Origin of the sequence: Saccharopolyspora antibiotica, assembly GCF_047200635.1 — a bacterium.
Taxonomy (GTDB): domain Bacteria; phylum Actinomycetota; class Actinomycetes; order Mycobacteriales; family Pseudonocardiaceae; genus Saccharopolyspora_C.
Map to the genome: position 1 here is coordinate 1 of NZ_JBJZOI010000040.1, position 20,076 is coordinate 20,076.

Sequence of the window (20,076 nt, forward strand, 5' to 3'; positions counted from 1 at the left end):
GGGGGGGGGGGGGGGGGGGGGGGGGGGGGGGGGGGGGGGGGGGGGGGGGTGTCCCCCCCCCCCCCCCCCCCCCCCCCCCGGGTTCCCGCCGACTCAGCCCCCGGAGCCCTGGAGCTGCTCGAACCGGCCTACGGCGCGTTCGAGCTCTTGCAGCGCGGTGCCGAGCTGCCCGAGGTCACCGGACTCCTGCGAGCTGCGCACCCGCTCCAGGGCGCCCTGGATGTCGTTGACGGCGCCGCGCAGTTCCGGCGTGGGCTGCTGCCCGGGAGGCGGCTGCTGGCCGGGGGGCTGCGGTGACGGCGGTCGCTGGTCGGAGCCGTCCCCGGTGGCGTCGCCCGCTCCGGCACCGAAGACCTGTTCCAGCGCCTTGGGCAGCGTTTCGGCGAAGCCGACGTTGCCGCCGAAGGAGACCAGCACCCGCGCGAGCTGGGGGTAGGAGTCCTGCTCGTTGCGCTGGATGTAGATGGGTTCGACGTAGAGCAGCCCGCCCTTGACGGGCAGCGTCAGCAGGTTGCCGAAGATCGCGTTGACGTTGGGGTTGTTGAACAGGGTCCGGTTCTCCGTGACCTCCGGAGTGGACTCCATCTGGTTCTGGACCTGGTTCGGGCCGGCCGTCTGGGTGTCGGTGGGCAGCCGCAGCACGGTGAGCTTGCCGTAGTTCTGCGGGTCCGAGGAGGCCGACACCCAGGCGGCGAGGTTCTGCCGCCGCAGCGCGGTGAGCGCGCTGGTGAGCTGGAAGGTCGGCTGGTCCTGCCCCTCGACCTGGGCCAGCACGTAGTACGGCGGCTGCTGGTTGCCCTCGCGGGCCGTGCCGCCCTGGCCTCCGCTGGTGGGGTCGGGCGGGACTTCCCAGAAGGTCTGGGTGGAGTAGAAGTCGGCGGGGTCGTCCACGTGGTACTCGGTCAGCAGCGAGCGCTGCACCTTGAACAGGTCCTCCGGGTACCGGAAGTGCTCGCGCAGCTCGGGGCTGATCTCGGAGGAGGGCTTGACGACGCCGGGGAACACGCCCTCCCACGCCTTGAGCACGGGGTCGGGCTTGGAGTCGTCGGTCTCGTAGAGCTCGACGTTGCCGTCGTAGGCGTCCACGGTGGCCTTCACCGAGTTGCGGATGTAGTTGATCTGCTGGTTCGGCTGCCGCTGCACGCCGGGCAGCGTGTCGTTGGTGGCCTCGCCGAGCTCGGTCAGCTCCGAGTACGGGTAGTTGTTCAGCGTCGTGTAGCCGTCGACGATCCACTTGATGCGGCCGTCGACCACCGCGGGGTAGGGATCGCCGTCGACCTTGAGCCAGGGCGCGACCTTCTGCACCCGGTCGCGCGGGTTCCGCTCGTAGATGATCTTCGAGTTCTCCCCGATGGCCTGGTTGAACAGGATGTTGCGCTCGACGTAGTGCGCGGCGAACACCAGGCGGTTGAACCAGTTCCCGATCGGCACGCCGCCCAGGCCCTCGTAGGTGTAGGCGCTGCGGTCGGTGTCGTACTCGCGGGGCGCCTCGCCCGGGTCGCCGCCGACGATGGCGTAGGTGGAGGCCAGCTCGCCGTAGTAGGAGCGCGGCTGGTCCACCGGGATCTCCCCGCGGCCGTCGTTGGCGACGTCGCTGACGGAGAACACCGGGTACCCGCCCTGGGTGCGGCCCTCCTCGAAGGTGGAGTCGACGCGGTCCGCGGGCGCGCTCACGAAGCCGTTGCCGTGCGTGTAGACCATGTGCTGGTTGATCCACGACTGCTGGTTCGCGGCCAGCCCGGCGGTGTTGATCTCGCGGAGCGCGACCAGGTAGTCCTGCAGCTGGCCCGTCTTGTCCCGGTAGCGGTCGACGTCGAGCTTGTCCGGGAAGCCGTAGAAGTTGTACTGCTGGGTGAGCTGCGTGAACGTGTCGGACAGGACGCTGGGGTCCAGCAGCCGGATGTTCGGGATGGTGCCGGTGTCGTCGGCGACCTGCTGCGGGCGCAGGTTGGTCACGCCGGGGTAGTCGTGCACCTCGACCTTGTCGGCGCCGATGTCGAAGGCCTGCCTGGTGGCGGCGATGTTGCGCCGGATCGACTCGGCCTCGCGCTGGTTGGCGTTGGGGCGCACCGAGAACTGCTCCAGCAGCGCCGGGCCGACGGCACCGACGAGCACGCTGGAGAGCACCAGCAGCACGGTGGCCAGCGCCGGGATCCGCAGATCGCGCAGGAAGACGGCGGCGAAGAACGCGATGGCGCAGAACACCGCGATGCACAGCAGGATCAGCTTCGCGGGCATCACCGCGTTCAGGTCGGTGTAGGTGGCACCGGTGAACAGCGGGTTCCGCTGGGACAGCAGCAGGTCGTACCGGTCGAAGAAGTAGTCGACGGCCTTGAGCAGGACGAACAGCCCGGCGAGGATCGCCAGCTGCATCCTGGTCGGCGCGGACAGCTGCCCGGCGCGGCCGGCGAGCCGCACGCCGCCGAAGATGTAGTGCGTGACCAGCGCCCCGATGAAGGCCACGGTGACCGCGACGAACGCCCAGGCCAGCAGCCACCGGTAGAACGGCAGCTCGAAGGTGTAGAAGCTGATGTCGTGGCCGAACTCGGGATCGGTCTGCCCGAACGGCGTGCTGTGCAGGAACAGCTGCAGCGTCTGCCAGTCGGCCTGGGCGGCGAGCCCGCCGAGCACGGCGACGACCGCGGGAATGCCGAAGGCGAACAGCGCGGGGCGGGCGCTGATCAGCGTCCGGTACCGGGCGAGCGGGTCGTCCGGGCCGCTGATCGGCACGAAGACCGGTCGGCTGCGGTAGGCGATCCACAGGTTCAGCAGCAGCACCGCGCCGAGGAAGAGCGCGGCGGCGGCGCCGAGCCCGAGGCGGCTCAGCAGCTGGGTCGTGAACACCTCGCGGTACCCGACCTCGCCGTACCAGAGCCAGTCGACGTAGGCGCCGACCAGGCTGGACCACAGGATCAGGGCGGCGAGCACGAGCACGCCGATGATCAGCAGGATCCGGCTCCGCCGGGACAGTTTCGGCATTCCAACCGGGGGCCGCATGGCCACAGGGCACACTCCAGGCGACGATCGACGGGCCGGGACGTGGCACGCCCCTTGCGATGTTCAACTCTACGACGCCCTCGCGGGTTCCCCCGATCGCACTCGAATTCCGGCGAATCCGACATCAGATCGCCTGGTCGCGACGGGTCCGCCCCTGGCCCGGGGCGGGTGGGACCATGGAGCGCATGTCAGCCGCTCACGGCGAGGACCTCGCCGCCGCCCTGCCCGGAGCCGCCCGCGAGATCGAGGAGTTCGTGGCCGCCGCGGGCTGGGACCAGCCCACCCAGGTCTTCGCGCTCGTCCCCACCGCCCAGCTGATCGCCGCCGAGCCGAACCTGGCCGCCGAGCTGGACGCCGGTTCCCCGCTGACGCCGATCGCCCAGGACTCGCTGCCCGCCGAGGACCTCGCGGAGGCGCTGTCCCGGATCGTGTGGCCGGAGCAGGTCGCGGGGTGCGCGCTGGTGCAGGAGATCGTGGTGCTGCCGCCGGAGGCGGAGTCCGCGCTGCCCGCGGAGGACGAGCAGGCCCGGCGCGCGGCCGCCGAGCACCCCGACCGCCAGGAGGCGCGGCTGGTCGCGGCGGTGCTGCGGACCGGGTCCGAGACCTGCGCGCTGCGGCTGCGGCAGTCCGGCGATGACGGCGAGGTGGTGCAGGACCCGTCGTTGGCGCCGAACCTGCTGCACGCCCTGCACCAGACCTTCAGCGCGTGACGGTTCGCCCGCGAGCCGGTCGGCCGAGGGTGCCGGTCACCCGGTCCGGTCGCTGACCGGCGTCTTCGCTGCCGGGACGCGGCGGGCCGGGTTCGCGGGCAGGTCCCCGGAGGCCTCAGCAGCTCCGGGGCTGACCGCCGGTGCGGAGCACGTCGAGGGCGGTGGTCGCGTCGTCCAGCGTGCCGACGCGGACCAGCCGCAAGCCCTCGGGCGCCTGGGACTTCGCCTCGGAGCAGTTGCCCTCGGGGACAAGGAAGGTCGTCGCCCCCGCTTCCTTGGCCTTGGTCATCTTGAACGGGATGCCGCCGATGGGGCCGACCTTGCCGACCGCGTCGATCTCGCCGGTGCCCGCGACGAACTGCCCGCCGTTGAGCTCGCCCGGGGTCAGCTTGTCGATGATGGCCAGCGAGAACATAAGACCGGCGGAGGGGCCGCCGACGTCGGCGAGGCTGATCTTGATGTCGAACGGCACGTCCGGACGGCCCACCGCCGCGACCCCGAGGAAGCCCTGCGGGCGGCCGTCGGCGCCGGTGCCGAGCACGACCGGGACGGTGCGCTCCGGGGCGTCGCCGCGCCGCAGGGTCAGCTCGATCCGCTCTCCCGGCCGGTGCCCGCCGACGAGCGCCTGCAGCGCGCCCGGATCGGTGATCGGCTTTCCGTTCACCGCGATCAGCTGGTCACCGGGCTCCAGCACCGCGTCGGCCGGGCTGCCGTTGACGACCTCGCCGGCCAGCACCTTCGTCGGGTAGCCCAGGTGGTGCAGCGCCGCGGTCTCGGCCGAGGTCTGCGAGTCGTTGAACGCCCGGGTGTTCTCCTGCTCGATCTGCTGCTCGGTCTTCTCCGGCGGGTAGTAGACCTCGCGGGGCGCCAGCGCGTAGCGGCCGCTGACCCACAGCCCCAGCGCGCCGAGCATCGAGAGGTGGTCGGTCACCGAGACCGTGGTCATGTTCAGGTTCCCGGCGGTCGGGAAGGTCTGCTGCCCGTCGATGCGGATGACCGGGGTTCCGGCCTCCTCGCCCAGCGTGTTGTAGGTCGGTCCGGGACCGAGCGCCACGAACGGCACCGGGACGAAGGCCCCGAGCAGTCCGAAGGCGGCCACCAGGATGACGCTGGTCAATAACGTCCAGGTTCGACGGCTCACGAGGCGACAGGGTACGTGCCCGCCCCGCGCCGGACGCCCGGGCGGGTGATCAGCCGGCCGGGCGGTGACCGGTGGATCCGCCCCGGACCGGGTCGCCGAGCTGCTTATCCGGACGGGCCCGACCCGCGTACGGTGGGGGCATGAGTGACATGCCGTTCGGGTTCAGCCCGCAGGATCCCGACGACGACCGCGACAAGGGGGAGTCGTCGCAGGGGCGCTCCTCCGAAGGGGGCGCCGGTGATGCCGGACAGGGGTCCGGTTTCGGCTTCAGCGGGGGTGCGCTGCCCGGCGGCGGCATCCCCGGCGGGATGAACTTCGACATGGGCCAGCTGGGGCAGATGTTCTCCCAGCTGGGCCAGGTTCTCAGCCACTCGGGCGGCGGCGGTTCCGGGCCGGTGAACTACGACCTCGCCAAGCAGCTCGCCGTGCAGCAGCTGCACTCGAAGCAGAACACCGAGCGGCCCAGCAGGCAGGAGGTCAAGGGCGTCGAGGACGCCGTGCACCTCGCCGAGCTGTGGCTGGACGCGACGACCTCGCTCCCGGCGGGCGCGCGGGCGGCGAGTTCCTGGTCCTCGGTCGACTGGGTCGAGCAGACGCTGCCGACCTGGCAGCGGCTCTGCGATCCCGTGGCGCAGCAGATGTCGACGGCGTGGATGGACGCGCTGCCCGCGGAGGCCAAGCAGGCCGCCGGGCCGCTGCTGTCCATGCTCGGCCAGATGGGCGGGCTCGGCTTCGGCTCGCAGCTGGGCAACAGCCTCGCGCAGCTCGGCGCGGAGGTGCTGACCTCCTCGGACGTCGGTCTGCCGCTGGCGCCGGAGGGCACGGCGGCGCTGCTGCCCGCGAACGTGGCCCGGTTCGCCGAGGGCGTGGACCGCCCGCTGGAGGAGGTGACGCTGTTCCTCGCCGCGCGGGAGGCCGCGCACCACCGGTTGTTCAGCCACGTGCCGTGGCTGCGGCAGCGGCTGCTGGTCACGGTGGAGGAGTACGCGCGCGGCATCCAGATCGACACCTCCTCGCTGGAGGACGCCGCCAGCAAGATCGACCCCACTGATCCGGGTTCGATGCAGGAGCTGATGAACTCCAACCTGCTGGAACCGAAGACGACCCCGGAGCAGCAGGCCGCGCTGACCCGCCTGGAGACCCTGCTGGCCCTGGTCGAGGGCTGGGTGGACGTGGTGGTCGCCGACGCGCTCGGTGAACGCCTCCCGGGTTCGCAGGCGCTGAGCGAGACGATTCGCAGGCGCCGGGCCAGCGGTGGTCCGGCCGAGCAGACCTTCGCCACCCTGATCGGGCTGGAGCTGCGGCCGCGACGGCTGCGGGACGCGGCGAACCTGTGGCGGCTGATGACCGAGCGGCACGGCACCGAGAGCCGGGACCGGGTGTGGGACCACCCGGACCTGCTGCCGGACGCCGCCGACCTGGACGAGCCGCTGGACTTCGCGGACCGCTGGGGCGGCTCCTCGGACCTGGACGACCCGATCGCCGCGATCAAGCGCGCGGAGGAGGCCGAGCAGCAGCGCGCCGAGGGCTCCCCCGGTGCCGGCGACGAGGACTCCCGCGAGGACGGCGAGGACGGCTCGAAGTGACGTTCGGGTGGTAGCACCGCCCGCGGCGGCCCGGTGGGCTCAGCCCTCCGGGTCGCCGTCCGTCGTGAGCCCCAACCCGGCCGCGGCGTTGACCCCTTCCAGGTAGCCGACCGCCCGTTCGGTCTTCGGGTAGCGGTTGACCCACTTCCAGAAGTCGGCGCCGTGCCCGGGGACCAGCAGGTGCGCGAGTTCGTGGACCAGCACGTAGTCCAGCACCCAGCCCGGCACGTCCCGCAGCCGCTCGCTGACCCGGATCGTCCGGCTGCTCGGCGTGCAGGAGGCCCAGCGGGTGCGCATCGGCGGCACCCAGCGGATCGAGCGCGGCTCGGCCCGGCCGTCCAGGTACTGCTCGGACAGCTCCAGGCACCGCTGCGCCAGCGCCGCGTCGGACTCCCGCGCGGGCGACCTGCGGCGGGTCTCGCTGCGCCGCAGGCGGCTGAGCATCTCGGCCACCCACTTCCGCTCCTCCGCCCTGCTCATGCGGGCGGGGAGCAGCACGACGACCTTGTCGCCGTCCCGGTACGCGCTGACCGTCTGCCGCCGGCGCTTGCTCCGACGCACCTCGACCTGCGGTTCTGCCACGAGAACTGACCTTAGCGAGCGGCACCGACATCGGGACATCGCAGTGCGATTTTCCACAGACCTACTGCGCGTGATCACCTAACGAATTACTCCATTCCCCCTAACATGCGATCACCGGAATGCAGTCATCCCCATGCGTCCACCTGTACGGTTCCTCCAGCGTGCCCGCCCGGGCACGCGCGGTAGCGATCACAACCCCAAGGAGGACGCCGTGGCCGAGACCTACAACGGCTACTGCGTGAAATGCCGGGAGAAGCGGGACTTCTCCGGCGAGATCACGGAGACCAACGGGCGCCGGATGGCCAAGGGCACCTGCCCGGTGTGCGGCACCCGCATGACCCGCATCCTCGGCAAGGCCTGAGGGCCGGAGCGGAAGTCGCGCTGTTCCGGCGGCCTCGGCCGGGAGGTTCCCTCCAGCGGACCTCGACCAGGGGCGAATCTCGCGGCGGGGCGGCCGACCCCCGCTCGGTCGTCCCACAACCGGTCGGTGAACCACTACGATGTGCTGCGGCCCCGGTGGTCGGCACACCGTGCGGAACCGGGGTGGCCCTCCTGTGCTCGGCAAAGGAGCCCCTCGTGACCGACATCCCTCGCCGGGCGGCGCACCGGACCGCCAAACTGGCCAGCCTTCCGCTCGGCGTCGCGGGGCGGGTGGCCGCCGGGTGGGGCAAGCGCCTCAGCGGCCAATCCGCCGACGAGATCAACGCGGAGCTCTCCGCGCGCACCGCCGAACAGCTGTTCGCCGTGCTGGGACAGCTCAAGGGCGGCGCGATGAAGTTCGGCCAGGCCCTCAGCGTGTTCGAGGCGGCGGTCCCCGACGAGATGGCGGAGCCGTACCGCGAGGCGCTGACGAAGCTCCAGTCCGCCGCGCCCCCGATGTCCGGGAGCAGCGTGCGGCGGGTGCTGGAGCAACAGCTGGGGAGGGCCTGGCGGGACCGCTTCGCCGAGTTCGACGACGTCCCGGCCGCCGCGGCCAGCATCGGGCAGGTGCACCGCGCGGTGTGGCACGACGGCCGGGACGTCGCCGTCAAGATCCAGTACCCGGGGGCCGGGGAGGCGCTGCGCTCCGACCTGCGCCAGCTGAGTCGGTTCTCCCGCCTGTTCCAGTCGCTGGCGCCGGGCGCCGAGGTCAAACCGCTGCTCGCCGAGCTGCAGGACCGGATGGTCGAGGAGCTCGACTACCGCACCGAGGCCGACAACCAGCGGGCGTTCGCCGCCGCCTTCGACGGCGACGAGAACGTGCTGATACCCAAGGTCGTGGCGAGCGCGCCGCAGGTCATGGTTTCCGAGTGGATCACCGGCACCCCGCTGTCCGCGATCATCGCGGACGGCGAGCAGGCGCAGCGCGACGAAGCGGGTCGGCTGCTCGCCGAGTTCCACTTCTCCTCGCCCGCCCGGGCCGGCCTGCTGCACGCCGACCCGCACCCGGGCAACTTCCTGCTCTCCTCCGACGGCAGGCTGATCGTGCTGGACTTCGGCGCGGTGGCCCGGCTGCCCGACGGGCTGCCGCCGGAGATGGGGCGGATGCTGCGGCTGGCCGAGCAGGAGCGGGCCGAGGATCTGCTGGACCTGCTGCGCGCGGATCGCTTCGTGCGCGCGGACAGCGCGCTGCGGGCCGAGGACGTGCTCGCCTACCTGGGCCCGTTCGTGGATCCGGTGCGCGAGGAGCGGTTCCACTTCAACCGCGCCTGGATGCAGCGGCAGGCCGAGCGCGTCGGCGACCTGCGCAGCCCCGACTTCCGGACCGGGCGGGCGCTGAACCTGCCGCCGGACTACCTGCTGATCCACCGGGTGACGCTCGGGGCGACCGGGATCCTGTGCCAGCTGGGCGCGGAGTTCGAGGCCCGGAAGATCATCAGTCGCTGGCAGCCCGGCTTCGCCGACGAGGAGTCCTGAGCGCGGCTCAGCCCCGCCGCGTGCCGACGTGGATCGTCTGCGCGTGCAGGTAGAAGACGTCGTCCCGGTTCCCCGCGTAGTGCTCTCCCCCGGGATCCAGCAGCGCGTCCACGGCGTCCAGATCGGCCTGGGCCACCCGGCCCTCGGCGTCCCGGCGCAGCCGCTCCAGCCGGCGCAGCACGGCCGTCATCGCGGCGCCGGAGACGGGCGCGGGGCGGTCCACCAGCTGCGTCCAGGTGAGCACGTCGTCGAGCCCGGCCTCGGCCATCGCCTGCGCCCAGCCGCGGCGCAGCCGCACCGAACCCGGCATCCCGTCCCGCATCTCCCGGAACCACTCGGCGTGCGCGGCGGCCAGTCGCGACTCCAGGCCGGGTTCGCCCAAGCCGACGTCCCAGGGCAGCACCCGAGGTTCCAGCCCGGACTCGACCAGCGCGAGCCGGCCACCCGGGCGGATCAGCTTCACCAGCCGCCGCAGCCCGGCCAGCTGATCCGGGAGGTGGTGCACCACGAACGAGGCGAAGACCAGGTCGGCCTGGCCCACGGCGGACAGGTCGCCGCGGGACACGTCGGCCTGCACCGAGAGCACGCGCACGTCGGGCCCGGCCGTGGCGGTGGTGTTGCGCCTGGCCTCGGCCAGCAGCTCCGGAGCGGAGTCGACGAGGACGATGGTCCCCCCGGTGTCCCACATCGCGTCCGCGAAGGCGGTCGCGGCTCCCCCCGCCCCGGCGCCGACGTCGATCACCGTGCGGTCCTGCGGGCGGAGCAGGTCGCGCACCAGGTCCGCGGTCTCCGGCGCGGCGAGCTCATCGCCCTCGCGCAGCCGCGCCACCTTGGCGTCCCAGTCGATTCCGTCGTGCGAGTGAGCCACGACCGTGCACTCTACGGCCCGGTGATCGCCTCCTCGCTGCGGTCCGCGCGCTGCTGCGCGTAACGGGCCACGCGGCGCCACCAGCGGGCCGCGGTGACCTGGTGGGCCAGCCGGTCCTGGCGCGCCTCGGCCACCAGCTCTCGATGTCGGATCCTGGACAGGTCTTCGGGGAGCAACATTCGGGTCGAGTCCTCCTGGTCGTGGTTCCGGGCGCAGCGACGGATGCGGGTGCGGTGGGGGTCGGTCATGCCGCCTGCTCCTTCCTCGGTTCCGGGGTGTTCGCGGTGGTGGCCGCCACGACGGTCGCGGGACCGGCCGGGGCGGGTTGCTTGCGCGGTCGGCCGCGGGGGCGCTTGCGCGCGACGACGGCGCCGCGTTCGAAGATCTCCCCGCCCCACACCCCCCACGGCTCGCCGCGGGACAGCGCGCCCTCCAGGCAGCGGGCCCGGAGCGGGCAGCGCCCGCACAGCGCCTTGGCGCGCTCCAGGTCGCCGGGGCTCTCGGCGAACCACAGATCGGGGTCGGTGCGACAGGGCACCTCCTCGGGTCCCCCGGTGGCGGCGTCGAGCAGGGCGCCGACGGCGCCGTCCCCTGCGACGCCCTGGCCGGGCTGCGACGGGACGCTGATGGTCAACATCTCTCCTCCTGTCTGGCCGGGCAGCGCACGTGCCCGAGCGGACGGTGTGGGGTCATTCCCCAGGAACAAGGTCGGAAGGCGTGGGGCCGGTGCGGAGACGCAAAAAAGAGGCCGCGGACCCGGCTGGTGCGGGTCCGCGGCCTCGAAGAAGACCTGGAGCTGATCCTCTGATCAGTGGATCAAGGATCGAGCTCCGCGCGAACCGGCACGAATCGGTCGTCGCCCGGGAAGCCGACGTCCTGCGGACGCGGCGTGGTCAGGGGACGGCCGTGGCCGGGATTGGACGCGGTGCGCCCGCGGAACAGCTCGGTGCCCCCGGCGAAGGGCCGGGCGGTGGTGGCGTGACCGGTCACGGGGAGGCCAGGGGTACCGAGCGTCTGAATGTCGGTCATCACTGCCACCTCCCTCCCAGAGCACGCCGGGTTCCGTTCACCGCGGCTCGCGCAGATGCAGAGTATGAGGCGGCGGAACAGCGCCGCAACCGATTTTTCGAAGTTCCGCCGAAGGAGGAGGAGTTCCTGCTCAGGACCGGTTCGCGTCGTGCTGGACGAGGGAGAGCACGTCCTCGCCGAACTTGCGGATCTTGGTCGCGCCGATCCCGGAGATCGCCACCAGCGCGGCCTCGTCGGCAGGGCGCTGCTCCGCGATCGCGGTGAGGGTGGCGTCGGTGAACACCACGTAGGACGGGACCTTGAGCTGCCGGGCGCGGTCGCTGCGCCAGGCGCGCAGCCTGTCGAGCAGGCCCTCGTCCACGTCCGACGGGCAGTCCGAGCAGCGGCCCAGCTTGATGTCCATCGTGCTGACCAGAACCGATTCGCAGGTGCGGCAGCGCGGGGTGGTCTGCCTGCGCGGCGGGCCGGGCTCGGGGGAGCGGGTCTTCGCCGGCAGCGCCGCCGGATGCCGGTCCGGGACCAGGCCGTAGAGGAAGCGGCTGCGGCGGCGGTAGCGGCGACCGTCGGCGGCCCGCGCCAGCGCCCAGGACAGGTGCAGGTGCTCGCGGGCGCGGGTGACGCCGACGTAGAGCAGCCTGCGCTCCTCCTCCACGCCCGCGTCGTCGTCGGCGTGCTGGATCGGCATCGTTCCCTCGGCGAGCCCGGCGAGGAACACCGCGTCCCACTCCAGGCCCTTGGCGGAGTGCAGCGAGGCGAGGGTGACGCCCTCCACGGTCGGCGGGTGCTGCGACTCGGCGCGCTGCTCCAGCTCCGCGACGTAGCGGGCGAGCCCGGCGTCCGGCGCGACGGCGGCGAGCTCCTCGGCCAGCTCCACGAGCGCGATCAGGGACTCCCAGCGCTCGCGGGCCGCGCCACCGGCCGGGGGTTCCTCGGTGAGCCCCGCGCCGGCCAGCGCGCTCCGCACCGAACCGGGCAGGTCCGCGCCCGGCTCCTCGCCCCGGTGGGCGGCGGTGCGCAGCGCCAGCACCGCCTGGCGCACCTCGGCGCGGTGGAAGAACCGCTCGCCGCCGCGCACCTGGTACGGGATCTCGGCATCGGAGAGGGCCTTCTCGTACACCTCGGACTGGGCGTTGACCCGGAACAGGATCGCGATCTCCGACAGCGCCACCCCGCGCCCGGCCAGCACGGCGATCTTGCGGGCGATGGCCTCGGCCTCGGCGGGTTCGTGGTCGTACTCGGCGAAGTCCGGCTCCGGGCCGTCCGGGCGCTGCCCGATCAGCCGCAGCCGGGTGCCCGCCGGGCGTTCCCGGGCGGCGCCGATCACCTGGTTGGCCAGCGAGACCACCTGGGGGGTGGACCGGTAGTCCCGCTCCAGGCGCACCACGGTCGCCTCCGGGAAGCGCTTGGGGAAGCCGATCAGCCACTTCGGCGCGGCCCCGGCGAAGGAGTAGATGGTCTGGTTCGCGTCGCCGACCACCGTCAGGTCGTCCCGGTTGCCGAGCCAGGCGTCGAGCACGCGCTGCTGCAGCGGGTTGACGTCCTGGTACTCGTCGACGACGAAGGACCGGTACCGGCCGCGGAACTCCTCGGCGACCTCGGCGTGCTCCTCCAGGATCGCGACGGTGTGCAGCAGCAGGTCGTCGAAGTCGAGCACCCGCGCGTCGTTCTTGAGCTGCTCGTAGGTGCTGAACACCTTCGCGAGCTGCTGCGGGACCACCGGCACGTCGCGGCCGGCGCGAGCGGCGGCGGTCGCGTACTGGTCGGGCGAGATCAGGCAGGACTTGGACCACTCGATCTCACCGGCGAGGTCGCGCACGGACTCCTTCTCGGTGGACAGCCCGACGCGCTGCGCCGCCTGCACGACCAGCCGGAACTTGTTGTCCACCAGCGGCCACACCGGGGAGTCGTGCACCCGGGGCCAGAAGTAGCGCAGCTGCCGGAAGGCGGCGGCGTGGAAGGTCTGCGCCTGCACCCCGGCGGCGCCGAGGGAGCGCAGCCGGGTGCGCATCTCCCCCGCCGCGCGAGCGGTGAAGGTCACGGCCAGCACCTGCTGGGGGACGACGAGCCCGCGCTCCACCAGGTGCGCGATGCGGTGCGTGATGGTCCGGGTCTTGCCGGTGCCCGCGCCCGCGAGCACGCACACCGGGCCCCGCGGGGCGGTGACCGCCGCCCGCTGCTCCGGATCGAGTCCTTCCAGCAGTCGCGGTTGATCGGCCATGCCCGGCATCCTCGCAGAAGCACCCGCCCCCGCCCCCGCAACCCCACCGCGAGCCGCGCGGGGCGCCGGGGCGACCGCTGCCGCGATCGGGTGGCCGCCGCCGGGTCAGCGGTGGAGCCGACGGATCGCGGCGGCCGCCCGCCGAGGACCGACGCACCTCCGATCGATCCCGCAGCGCGGGAGCCGGGTTCCGCAACCGCCGCGCGGGCCGCCGGACGGTGCTCCCGCCGTCAGGCGAAGGCCCAGCCCCTGAGCATCCGATGCGCGATGGAGACGCTGGGCGGCAGGCGCAGGCCGGGGATGATGCCGTCCTCGGTGCTCATCGCGGCCCGCACGTCGGCGCGGGAGACCCAGCGGGCCTCCTCGATCTCGCCGTCCGCGGGGATCAGCGGCTCGGCCGGGTCGGCGATCGCCGCGAAGCCGAGCATCAGCGAGCGCGGGAAGGGCCACGGCTGGCTGCCGAGGTAGCGGACCTCCTCGACCCGCACCCCGACCTCCTCCTGGACCTCCCGCCGCACGCACGCCTCCAGCGACTCGCCGACCTCGACGAACCCGGCGAGCACCGAGAACCGCTCCGGCGGCCACACCGGCTGCCGGGCCAGCAGGACCTGGTCGGCACCGTCGTGCACGAGGCAGATCACCGCCGGGTCGGTGCGCGGGTACTCCTCGCGGTCGCAGCCGGAGCAGCGCCGCGCCCAGCCGAGCTTCACCCGGTTGGTGGCCGCCCCGCACACCGCGCAGTACCGCGAGTGGTCGTGCCAGTTGAGCAGGCCGACGGCGGTGGTGAGCAGGCCCGCGTCGGTGTCGTCGAGCTGCCCGCCCGCGATCCGCAGGTCCTGCCAGCCCTCCTGCGCGCCGTCGCGCTCGGTGCGCAGCGCCCAGTAGGTGATGCCCTGCTCGCTGCCCAGCAGCACCGCGTGCGGTGTCGGCTGCTCGCCGAACACCGCCGCGTCCTCGTAGCCGAGGCCGCCCTCGGGGGTGAGCTGGGTGCGGCCCTTGCCGTCGACCAGCAGCACCCGGCCGGCGGACCACAGATCCGCGGCCGGGCCGTCGCGCAGCAACTCGGTGCGATCGACCGTCGACCGGGACAGCAGCGGGGCGGAGTCCAGCAGGAACTCTCCCGCCGCGGTCGTCGCTCCGGTCACGGCAGCACCACCCCGCCGAGCGCTGCCAGCCCGTCCCCGATCTTCGCCGCGTCGCCCACCACGACTCCGGTGAACCGGGTCGGCGAGTACAGCCGCGCGGCCTCGGCGACCTGCTCGGCGGTGACGGCCCGCAGCCGGTCCGGGTGCGCGGACAGCCAGTGGTGGTCGAGCCCGGCGGCGGCCAGCGTCGCGAGCATGGACGCCATCCCCGCCTGCGAGGACGTGGAGGTGAGCAGGCCGCCGATGGCGTACTGCCGGGCCGACTCCACCTCCGCGTCGGTCGGCGGCACCAGCGCCATGCGACCGAACTCGTAGCGCATCTCCAGCAGCGCGGCCGCGGTGACCTCGCTGGCGGTGTCGGCGTCGACCAGGATCGTGCCGTTGGCCTTGGTGAACTCGAACGACGAGTGCGCGCCGTAGGTGTAGCCCTTGTCCTCGCGGATGTTCTCCACCAGCCGGGAGGAGAAGTAGCCGCCGAAGCTCAGGTTCGCGATCTGCAACGCCGGGTAGCGCTCGTCGGTGCGGTGCAGGCCCTGCGCGGACAGCCGCAGCTGCGACTGCACGGCACCGTCCCGGTGCACGAGGCGCACGTCGCCGCCGAGCAGTTCGGGCAGCGCGGGCAGCTCCGCGGCCGTCGCGTCGGACCGCCAGCCGCCGAGGACCCGGGCGACCTCGTCGACCGCGGTGTGCGGGTCCAGGTCGCCGACGAGCACCAGGGTCGCGCCGCGCGGCAGCACCGACCGGGCGTGCAGCTCGCGGACGTGCTCGGGGCCGACCTCGCCGACGTCCGAGGCCTGCGGCACCTCGCGGACGAACGGGTGGTCGCCGTAGCGGTGCCGCTGCAGCTCCTCGCGGGCGATCACGCGCGGCTGCGAGCGGGCGACGGCCAGCCGCTCCACCAGGCGATCCCGTTCCCCCGCGACCTCGTCGGAGGTGTAGGCGGCGCCGGTGAGCGCGTCGGCGAGCACCTCCAGCAGCGTGTCCAGCCCGCTGGACAGCGCGCTGCCGACGAAGCTGAGCCGCTCCGGGTCGACCACGGCGTGCAGCTCGCCGCCGACGGCCGCGAGGTCGGTGTCCACCTGCACCCGGTCGCGGGTCGCGGTGCCGGTCAGCACCGTCTCGGCGAGCACCTCGGCGCGCGCGGCGTGCGCGGCGTCCTCCCCCGCGAACGGGATGCGCAACCGGGCCTCGACCATCGGCACCGCGCCGTGCCGGGCGGCGATGAGGCGCAGGCCGTTGGGCAGCTCGGTGTCCACGACGTCGGGGGTGCGCAGCGGGCGGGGCTCGCCCAGCGGCGGCAGCGGGCGCGGGCCCGCGTCGGTGCGGCCGATCTCCTCGGCGCTGCGGTGGGTGGCCTGGGTCATGCCGCGCCTCCTGCGGAGTTCGGGTCGGGCTGCACGCGCAGGGTGGCCCGCGCGTCCGGGGTGAGGGCCTTGGCGGCGGCGGCCACGTGCTCGGCGCCGACCTGGGCGATCCGGTTCGGCAGCTCCGCGATCAGCTCGGCGCGGCCGTGGATCAGCTCGGCGCTGCCGAGGTCCAGCGTGCGGGAGATGACGCGGTCGTGTTCGCGGTGCAGCGAAGCCACCCAGCGCGAGGTCACGCGGGACAGCTCCTCCGCGGTGGGGCCGGTGGCGGCGAGCGCCTCCAGCTCGGCGTCCACGGCGCCGATGACCCGCTCCGGCTCCACCTCCGGGGTGTGGATGGCGGTGAGGGTGAAGGTGTCCGGGTCCCGGGCGTCCAGCGGCGCGCCCATCAGCCCGCAGCCCACGTGCACGTCGACGACCAGCGGGTCCTGGTAGACCATGCGCTGCTGCAACCTGGCCGCGTCGCCGTCGGTGAGCACCGCTGCCAGCACGATGTGCGCCAGGTACTGATCGAGCTCCCCGACCGGGTCCGGCAGCCGGTGCCCGAGCGCGATCGCGGGCAGCGGCGCGTGCGGGTCGGCGTGCACCCCGGAGAGCGGCTGCGTCGGGAACGGCTCGGCGAACGAGGGGCGCGGCCGGGTGTCGCGGGCCGGGACGTCGCCGAAGTGCCGGTGCACCAGTTCGGTCGCGTGCTCCACCTCGAAGTCGCCCGCGATGGTGAGCACGGCGTTGGAGGGGGCGTAGAAGGTGTCGAAGAAGGCGGCGCAGTCGTCGACGGTCGCCTGCTCCAGGTCGGTGAAGTCGCCGTAGCCGTTGTGCGCGTTGGCGAAGGTGGAGTAGAGCACCGGCGGCAGCAGGATCCACGGGAACCCGCCGTAGGGGCGGTTGAGGACGTTGAGCCGGATCTCCTCCTTCACCACGTCGACCTGGTTGCGCAGGTTCTCCTCGGTGAGCTTCGGCGCCCGCATCCGGTCGGCTTCCAGGAACAGCGCGCGCTCCAGGGCGGCCGAGGGCAGCACCTGGAAGTAGTCGGTGTAGTCCTGGTGCGTCGAACCGTTGAACGTGCCGCCGGAGCCCTGCACGTGGCGGAAGTGGGCCAGCTTCTCGAGGCTCTCGCTGCCCTGGAACATGAGGTGTTCGAACAGGTGCGCGAATCCGGTGCGGCCTTCCGGCTCGGAGCGGAAGCCCACGTCGTAGTGCACGCTGACGCCCACGACGGGGGCTCGTCCGGCGGCGCCCTGCGCCGGATCCGGCGCGAGCACCACGCGTAGCCCGTTCGGCAGGGTGACGCGATGCAGTGGGGGTTCGACCATGCCACGCAGCCTACGTGCGCTGCGCAACGCTGCGCGTACCCCCTTCGCTGCGCTCAGTGCACGCCACCCCGATCCGACCGCGCACCCCCGGAGGAGTTGTCCACAACTCCCCGGGGGTTGTCCACAGGCTCAGGACCGCACCTGGGCGATCAACGAATCGATCTCGACGCCGATGGTGCGCGCATCGGCCGGGAGGATCGCGTAGACCTCCTCGCCGGAGCTGCCGCGCTCGATCCGGTTCAGGTAGCGCCCGTCCGGTTCCGGGTTGTCGAACCAGGACACCACCTTGGAACGCCGCCGACGGCCGTGCTGATCGCGCAGGTTCGCCGCGATCTGCCCGATGCGCTGGTGCGGGGCGCGTCCGATCGTCTCGTAGAGCCGGACCTGCCGGTCGCCGGTGCTGCCGCGGTCCGGGGTGGCCGACTCCAGCATGGTCGCCCGCTCGAAGTCCTCCGGCCCGCCCTGGTGCGCGAACGAGCTGCGCGGGACCCGCGCGGGTCCCTGCCCGCCGGGGCGCGCGGGCGGGAGCGTGCCGAGCAGCACCTGCGGCAGGGGGGCGTTCTCATGCACCTCGACGGTGACCAGACCACCGCGCTGCGGGGTCTCGCCCGGCGACTGCACGCCGAGCACCACCCGGTTCCCCGCCGTGAACACGGCCAGCGCCCGCCAGCAGTGGTCGCTGCCGACCTGCGGGAACCACATCGAGTCGACCCACAGGTACGGGGTGGCGAGCACCCCCAGCGCCTCGGCGAGCAGCGGTGCGACCTCGTCGTCGACGACCGCCCCGCTGGCGTACATCCGCTCCAGCTCGGCCTTGGCGGTCCTGCTGAACTGCTCCGCGGTGTACCCGGCGGACCTGCTGCTCAGCGGCAGCGTCAACCGCTCGATCCGCAAGTGCTTGAGCGCCACGTCCAAGTGCACCGGCGGCAACTGCCACGAGCCCACGACGGCCACTGCGTTCTCCCCCCTCGACATGCCGACACCGACCCCGGCGGCGGTGGCCGGCCGACGGCTTCGCGCCGACGGCCGACCGCTGATCACTCGCCCAGCACCGGCGGCGCGGTCTTGGGCATGTCGTTCATCCAGATGTCGTCGTGCTCCTCCAGCCACGACGGGCGCTCGTGCTCGGCGTCCTCGCCGCTCTGCCCGCGCTGGCCACCGCCGCCCATGCCGCCACCCATGCCGCCGCGACCACCGCCCGCACCGCGGGCCCCGGCGCCACCGGCCACCGCGCCCGCACCGCCGACCCCGGAGCGACCGCCCGCTCCGACACCGCCGGCTCCGCGACCAGCACCACCGAGCCCGCGACCGGCACCGCCCGCACCGCGACCGGCACCGCCAGCACCGGATCCGCGCCCGGCGCCCGCGCCCGCGCCGCCGAGCCCACCGACCACACCGCCCGCGCCGCCGCCGGGGAAACCACCAGCGCCACCAGCGCCCGGACCGCCGCCGGGGAAACCGCCCGCACCGGGGCCGCCGGGATTCCCGGCCCACTGGCTGCCGGAACCCGAGGGCGCGCTCGGCGTGAAACCGCCCGGTCCGCCGGAACCGCTGCCGTAGCCGCCCGGCAGCCCGCTGAGCCCGCTGCCGTAACCGCCACCGGGCGATCGGGCGCCGTCGCCGATGCCCGCACCGGTCCCGGGGCCGAGCCCGTTCGCTCCCGGGCCGCCACCCCAGTCGGTGCCGGGTGGCTGGTTCGCCGCGGGCGGTTCCTTCACCGTGCCGTCCGGGCCGGTGTACTGCGGCATCTTCGCGTCCACCTGGGACAGCGTCGGGCTGTAGACCCGACCCATCGTCTCCTGCGCGGCCTGCTCGGCCTGCTCGCGCTCCTCCATCTGGGAGAGCGCGTCGATCCCCCCGGCGGCGGGGCCGAACGGGAGCGAAGCCGCCGCGGTCCGCCCCCAGCTGTGGCCCTGCGGCTCCGGCACCATCTTGCTGGCCTGCCCCGCGGCCTCCCCGGCGGCGTTGAGGTTGTTGCCGGTCACCTCGAAGGCGTCCGCGCTGGCCTTCATCCAGTCGGACGCCGGCTTGCCGACCTCCTTCGCGGTGTCGGCCGCCTCGCCCTGCCAGCCGCCCTCGACGATCTGCTGGATGTCCCGGCCGTAGTTCTCACCGCGCTCGCGCAGCGCCTTCGCGAACTCGACCCAGGCCTGGGCGACCTCCCCGACCTTGCCCTGGTCGATCGAGTCCTGGTTCGTCGAGTAGATCTGCCCGTGGCCGAAGCCCGACCAGTTCACGCACTGCGTGATCGCCGGGTTGTCGTAGCCCTGGACGTGCATCCCCGAGTTCTGCTGCGCCAGCTGGGACTGCTGCTGCTGGGCGACCCGGGTGGCTTCCTCCCCGTGCTCCCGGCGCTCCGCCTCAGCGGAGCTCTCCCAGCCGAACACCCGAGAACCAGCGTTGTCCAACGTGGACAGGATCCCCATGATTCCCCCACCTCATTCCGGCAACCGCGAAGCGGTCTGATCAGCGATCTTCTCGATCTCGGCACACGGATCCACGGACTCGGCAAGTTTTCCGGATACCGCATAGATCGCAACGCCCCCGCCGGAATCCACGAGCATCGTACAACCACCGGTGGCGCCCCCTCCCGGAACATTCGCCAAAGCCGCCGAACGGCCGCCGATATTCGTCTTCTCATAACGTTCCCAGTTGCCACTGGACTCGTACGACGCGACCGATTCATCAACGTTCTTCTGCAAGACCAGCGACATCTGGTCTCCGACCCAGGTGCAGCCGGGCTCGAAGCTGACGACCGTGAACGGCTCACCCCTGGCCGGAAGCCCCCAGCCCGCCAATTCGCCAGACTGGAAGAACGTGCACGGATCAAAAGCTTCTAACGAGCCGTTCGCCTCCCCCGGTCCAGAGGTCGGCGCGACACCCTCCGGGTCCGCCTCACCCCCGAGCGCGCACCCGGACAGGCCACCGAGGACCAACACGGCCGCAACACCGGACACAGCTCGTACAAGCTTGCTCACTGAATACCTCGGCTAAGATCGTCGGCGTTCTGCTCGTCGGTGTTGCGGTAGTCCCTCGCGGCTCCGCGAAATGCCTCCGCTTGCTTCTTGAGTTCCTCTTGCAACAGGCGGAGCAACGGAAGCGCGCCCGCATCCGCATCGACAGCCTTGTCCTGGAAACGTCGTGTCAGCTGCTGGCCATCGGGGTAATCACCGAGCCCCTTGACGCGCTGCAACACGTAGGCGCGCCGGTACAGCCCTTCGAGCGCG

18 protein-coding genes and 1 pseudogene are annotated in these 20,076 nt (G+C 72.8%); 4 read left to right on the forward strand and 15 right to left on the reverse strand.

The window, feature by feature from the left end; genetic code table 11:
- Positions 1-93: 93 nt before the first annotated feature.
- A complete protein-coding gene (locus ACL03H_RS23495; RefSeq protein WP_412813483.1) occupies positions 94-2,979 on the reverse strand; it encodes a UPF0182 family protein in 2,886 nt (961 codons plus the stop codon).
- Positions 2,980-3,182: 203 nt separating this feature from the next.
- Between ACL03H_RS23495 and ACL03H_RS23500 the strand changes: the two genes are divergently transcribed.
- Complete coding sequence (locus ACL03H_RS23500; RefSeq protein ID WP_412813484.1) at positions 3,183-3,707, forward strand: PPA1309 family protein; 525 nt, start codon at positions 3,183-3,185, stop codon at positions 3,705-3,707.
- A gap of 115 nt (positions 3,708-3,822) precedes the next feature.
- Here the strand turns inward: ACL03H_RS23500 and ACL03H_RS23505 are convergent, their stop codons facing one another.
- The gene (locus tag ACL03H_RS23505) at positions 3,823-4,824 is read right to left on the reverse strand and encodes a YlbL family protein (protein ID WP_412813485.1); all 1,002 of its coding nucleotides are present in this window, start codon (positions 4,822-4,824) and stop codon (positions 3,823-3,825) included.
- A 164-nt stretch (positions 4,825-4,988) separates the two neighbouring features.
- On the opposite strand from ACL03H_RS23505, the gene ACL03H_RS23510 reads away from it, so the two are divergent.
- Positions 4,989-6,434: a zinc-dependent metalloprotease gene (locus tag ACL03H_RS23510; protein WP_412813486.1), complete on the forward strand. Its 1,446-nt coding sequence runs from the start codon at positions 4,989-4,991 to the stop codon at positions 6,432-6,434.
- A 39-nt stretch (positions 6,435-6,473) separates the two neighbouring features.
- Here the strand turns inward: ACL03H_RS23510 and ACL03H_RS23515 are convergent, their stop codons facing one another.
- Positions 6,474-7,016, reverse strand: a complete 543-nt coding sequence (locus tag ACL03H_RS23515; protein ID WP_412813487.1) for a M48 metallopeptidase family protein — start codon at positions 7,014-7,016, stop codon at positions 6,474-6,476.
- A 211-nt stretch (positions 7,017-7,227) separates the two neighbouring features.
- Here ACL03H_RS23515 and ACL03H_RS23520 point away from each other — a divergent pair, with 211 nt between their 5' ends.
- Both ACL03H_RS23520 and ACL03H_RS23525 read left to right on the forward strand, forming a co-directional pair.
- Positions 7,228-7,377 (forward strand): DUF5679 domain-containing protein, encoded by a 150-nt coding sequence (locus tag ACL03H_RS23520; RefSeq protein ID WP_412813488.1) that lies wholly within the window; start codon positions 7,228-7,230, stop codon positions 7,375-7,377.
- Positions 7,378-7,592: 215 nt separating this feature from the next.
- Entirely contained in the window at positions 7,593-8,912 is a 1,320-nt protein-coding gene (locus tag ACL03H_RS23525; RefSeq protein WP_412813489.1) for an ABC1 kinase family protein, read from the forward strand.
- Between the two features lie 7 nt (positions 8,913-8,919).
- Here the strand turns inward: ACL03H_RS23525 and ACL03H_RS23530 are convergent, their stop codons facing one another.
- The 12 genes and pseudogenes from ACL03H_RS23530 to ACL03H_RS23585 all read right to left on the reverse strand — a co-directional run.
- Positions 8,920-9,780: a class I SAM-dependent methyltransferase gene (locus tag ACL03H_RS23530; protein WP_412813490.1), complete on the reverse strand. Its 861-nt coding sequence runs from the start codon at positions 9,778-9,780 to the stop codon at positions 8,920-8,922.
- 11 nt (positions 9,781-9,791) lie between these two features.
- Positions 9,792-10,028, reverse strand: a complete 237-nt coding sequence (locus tag ACL03H_RS23535) for a hypothetical protein (protein ID WP_412813491.1) — start codon at positions 10,026-10,028, stop codon at positions 9,792-9,794.
- Positions 10,025-10,417 carry a WhiB family transcriptional regulator gene (locus ACL03H_RS23540; RefSeq protein ID WP_412813492.1) on the reverse strand — a complete coding sequence of 131 codons (393 nt, stop codon included), beginning with the start codon at positions 10,415-10,417 and terminating at the stop codon, positions 10,025-10,027. The genes ACL03H_RS23535 and ACL03H_RS23540 overlap by 4 nt, the downstream gene beginning before the upstream one ends.
- 179 nt (positions 10,418-10,596) lie before the next feature.
- A complete protein-coding gene (locus tag ACL03H_RS23545; protein WP_412813493.1) occupies positions 10,597-10,809 on the reverse strand; it encodes a hypothetical protein in 213 nt (70 codons plus the stop codon).
- Positions 10,810-10,939: 130 nt separating this feature from the next.
- The gene (locus ACL03H_RS23550; RefSeq protein ID WP_412813494.1) at positions 10,940-13,027 is read right to left on the reverse strand and encodes an ATP-dependent DNA helicase UvrD2; all 2,088 of its coding nucleotides are present in this window, start codon (positions 13,025-13,027) and stop codon (positions 10,940-10,942) included.
- A gap of 230 nt (positions 13,028-13,257) precedes the next feature.
- Positions 13,258-14,172, reverse strand: a complete 915-nt coding sequence (gene nudC, locus ACL03H_RS23555) for an NAD(+) diphosphatase (RefSeq protein WP_412813495.1) — start codon at positions 14,170-14,172, stop codon at positions 13,258-13,260.
- Entirely contained in the window at positions 14,169-15,536 is a 1,368-nt protein-coding gene (locus ACL03H_RS23560) for a M16 family metallopeptidase (protein ID WP_412813496.1), read from the reverse strand. The genes nudC and ACL03H_RS23560 overlap by 4 nt, the downstream gene beginning before the upstream one ends.
- Positions 15,533-16,849 carry a M16 family metallopeptidase gene (locus ACL03H_RS23565; protein ID WP_412813497.1) on the reverse strand — a complete coding sequence of 439 codons (1,317 nt, stop codon included), beginning with the start codon at positions 16,847-16,849 and terminating at the stop codon, positions 15,533-15,535. Before ACL03H_RS23565 ends, ACL03H_RS23560 begins: the two co-directional genes overlap by 4 nt.
- Positions 16,850-16,978: 129 nt before the next feature.
- Positions 16,979-17,803 carry an ESX secretion-associated protein EspG gene (locus ACL03H_RS23570; RefSeq protein ID WP_412813498.1) on the reverse strand — a complete coding sequence of 275 codons (825 nt, stop codon included), beginning with the start codon at positions 17,801-17,803 and terminating at the stop codon, positions 16,979-16,981.
- A gap of 83 nt (positions 17,804-17,886) precedes the next feature.
- Complete coding sequence (locus ACL03H_RS23575) at positions 17,887-19,275, reverse strand: PPE domain-containing protein (RefSeq protein WP_412813499.1); 1,389 nt, start codon at positions 19,273-19,275, stop codon at positions 17,887-17,889.
- A gap of 12 nt (positions 19,276-19,287) precedes the next feature.
- A complete protein-coding gene (locus ACL03H_RS23580) occupies positions 19,288-19,827 on the reverse strand; it encodes a DUF3558 family protein (RefSeq protein WP_412813500.1) in 540 nt (179 codons plus the stop codon).
- Positions 19,824-20,076, reverse strand: a pseudogene (locus tag ACL03H_RS23585) (hypothetical protein); the annotation flags it as partial. The pseudogene ACL03H_RS23585 and the gene ACL03H_RS23580, both read right to left, overlap by 4 nt.

Coding starts and splice junctions, on each gene's coding strand:
- ACL03H_RS23495 (WP_412813483.1), bottom strand. CDS start 2,979: ATGCCGAAACTGTCCCGGCGGAGCCGGATCCTGCTGATCATCGGCGTG.
- ACL03H_RS23500 (WP_412813484.1), top strand. CDS start 3,183: ATGTCAGCCGCTCACGGCGAGGACCTCGCCGCCGCCCTGCCCGGAGCC.
- ACL03H_RS23510 (WP_412813486.1), top strand. CDS start 4,989: ATGAGTGACATGCCGTTCGGGTTCAGCCCGCAGGATCCCGACGACGAC.
- ACL03H_RS23535 (WP_412813491.1), bottom strand. CDS start 10,028: ATGACCGACCCCCACCGCACCCGCATCCGTCGCTGCGCCCGGAACCAC.
- ACL03H_RS23540 (WP_412813492.1), bottom strand. CDS start 10,417: ATGTTGACCATCAGCGTCCCGTCGCAGCCCGGCCAGGGCGTCGCAGGG.
- ACL03H_RS23545 (WP_412813493.1), bottom strand. CDS start 10,809: ATGACCGACATTCAGACGCTCGGTACCCCTGGCCTCCCCGTGACCGGT.
- ACL03H_RS23550 (WP_412813494.1), bottom strand. CDS start 13,027: ATGGCCGATCAACCGCGACTGCTGGAAGGACTCGATCCGGAGCAGCGG.
- ACL03H_RS23560 (WP_412813496.1), bottom strand. CDS start 15,536: ATGACCCAGGCCACCCACCGCAGCGCCGAGGAGATCGGCCGCACCGAC.
- ACL03H_RS23565 (WP_412813497.1), bottom strand. CDS start 16,849: ATGGTCGAACCCCCACTGCATCGCGTCACCCTGCCGAACGGGCTACGC.
- ACL03H_RS23575 (WP_412813499.1), bottom strand. CDS start 19,275: ATGGGGATCCTGTCCACGTTGGACAACGCTGGTTCTCGGGTGTTCGGC.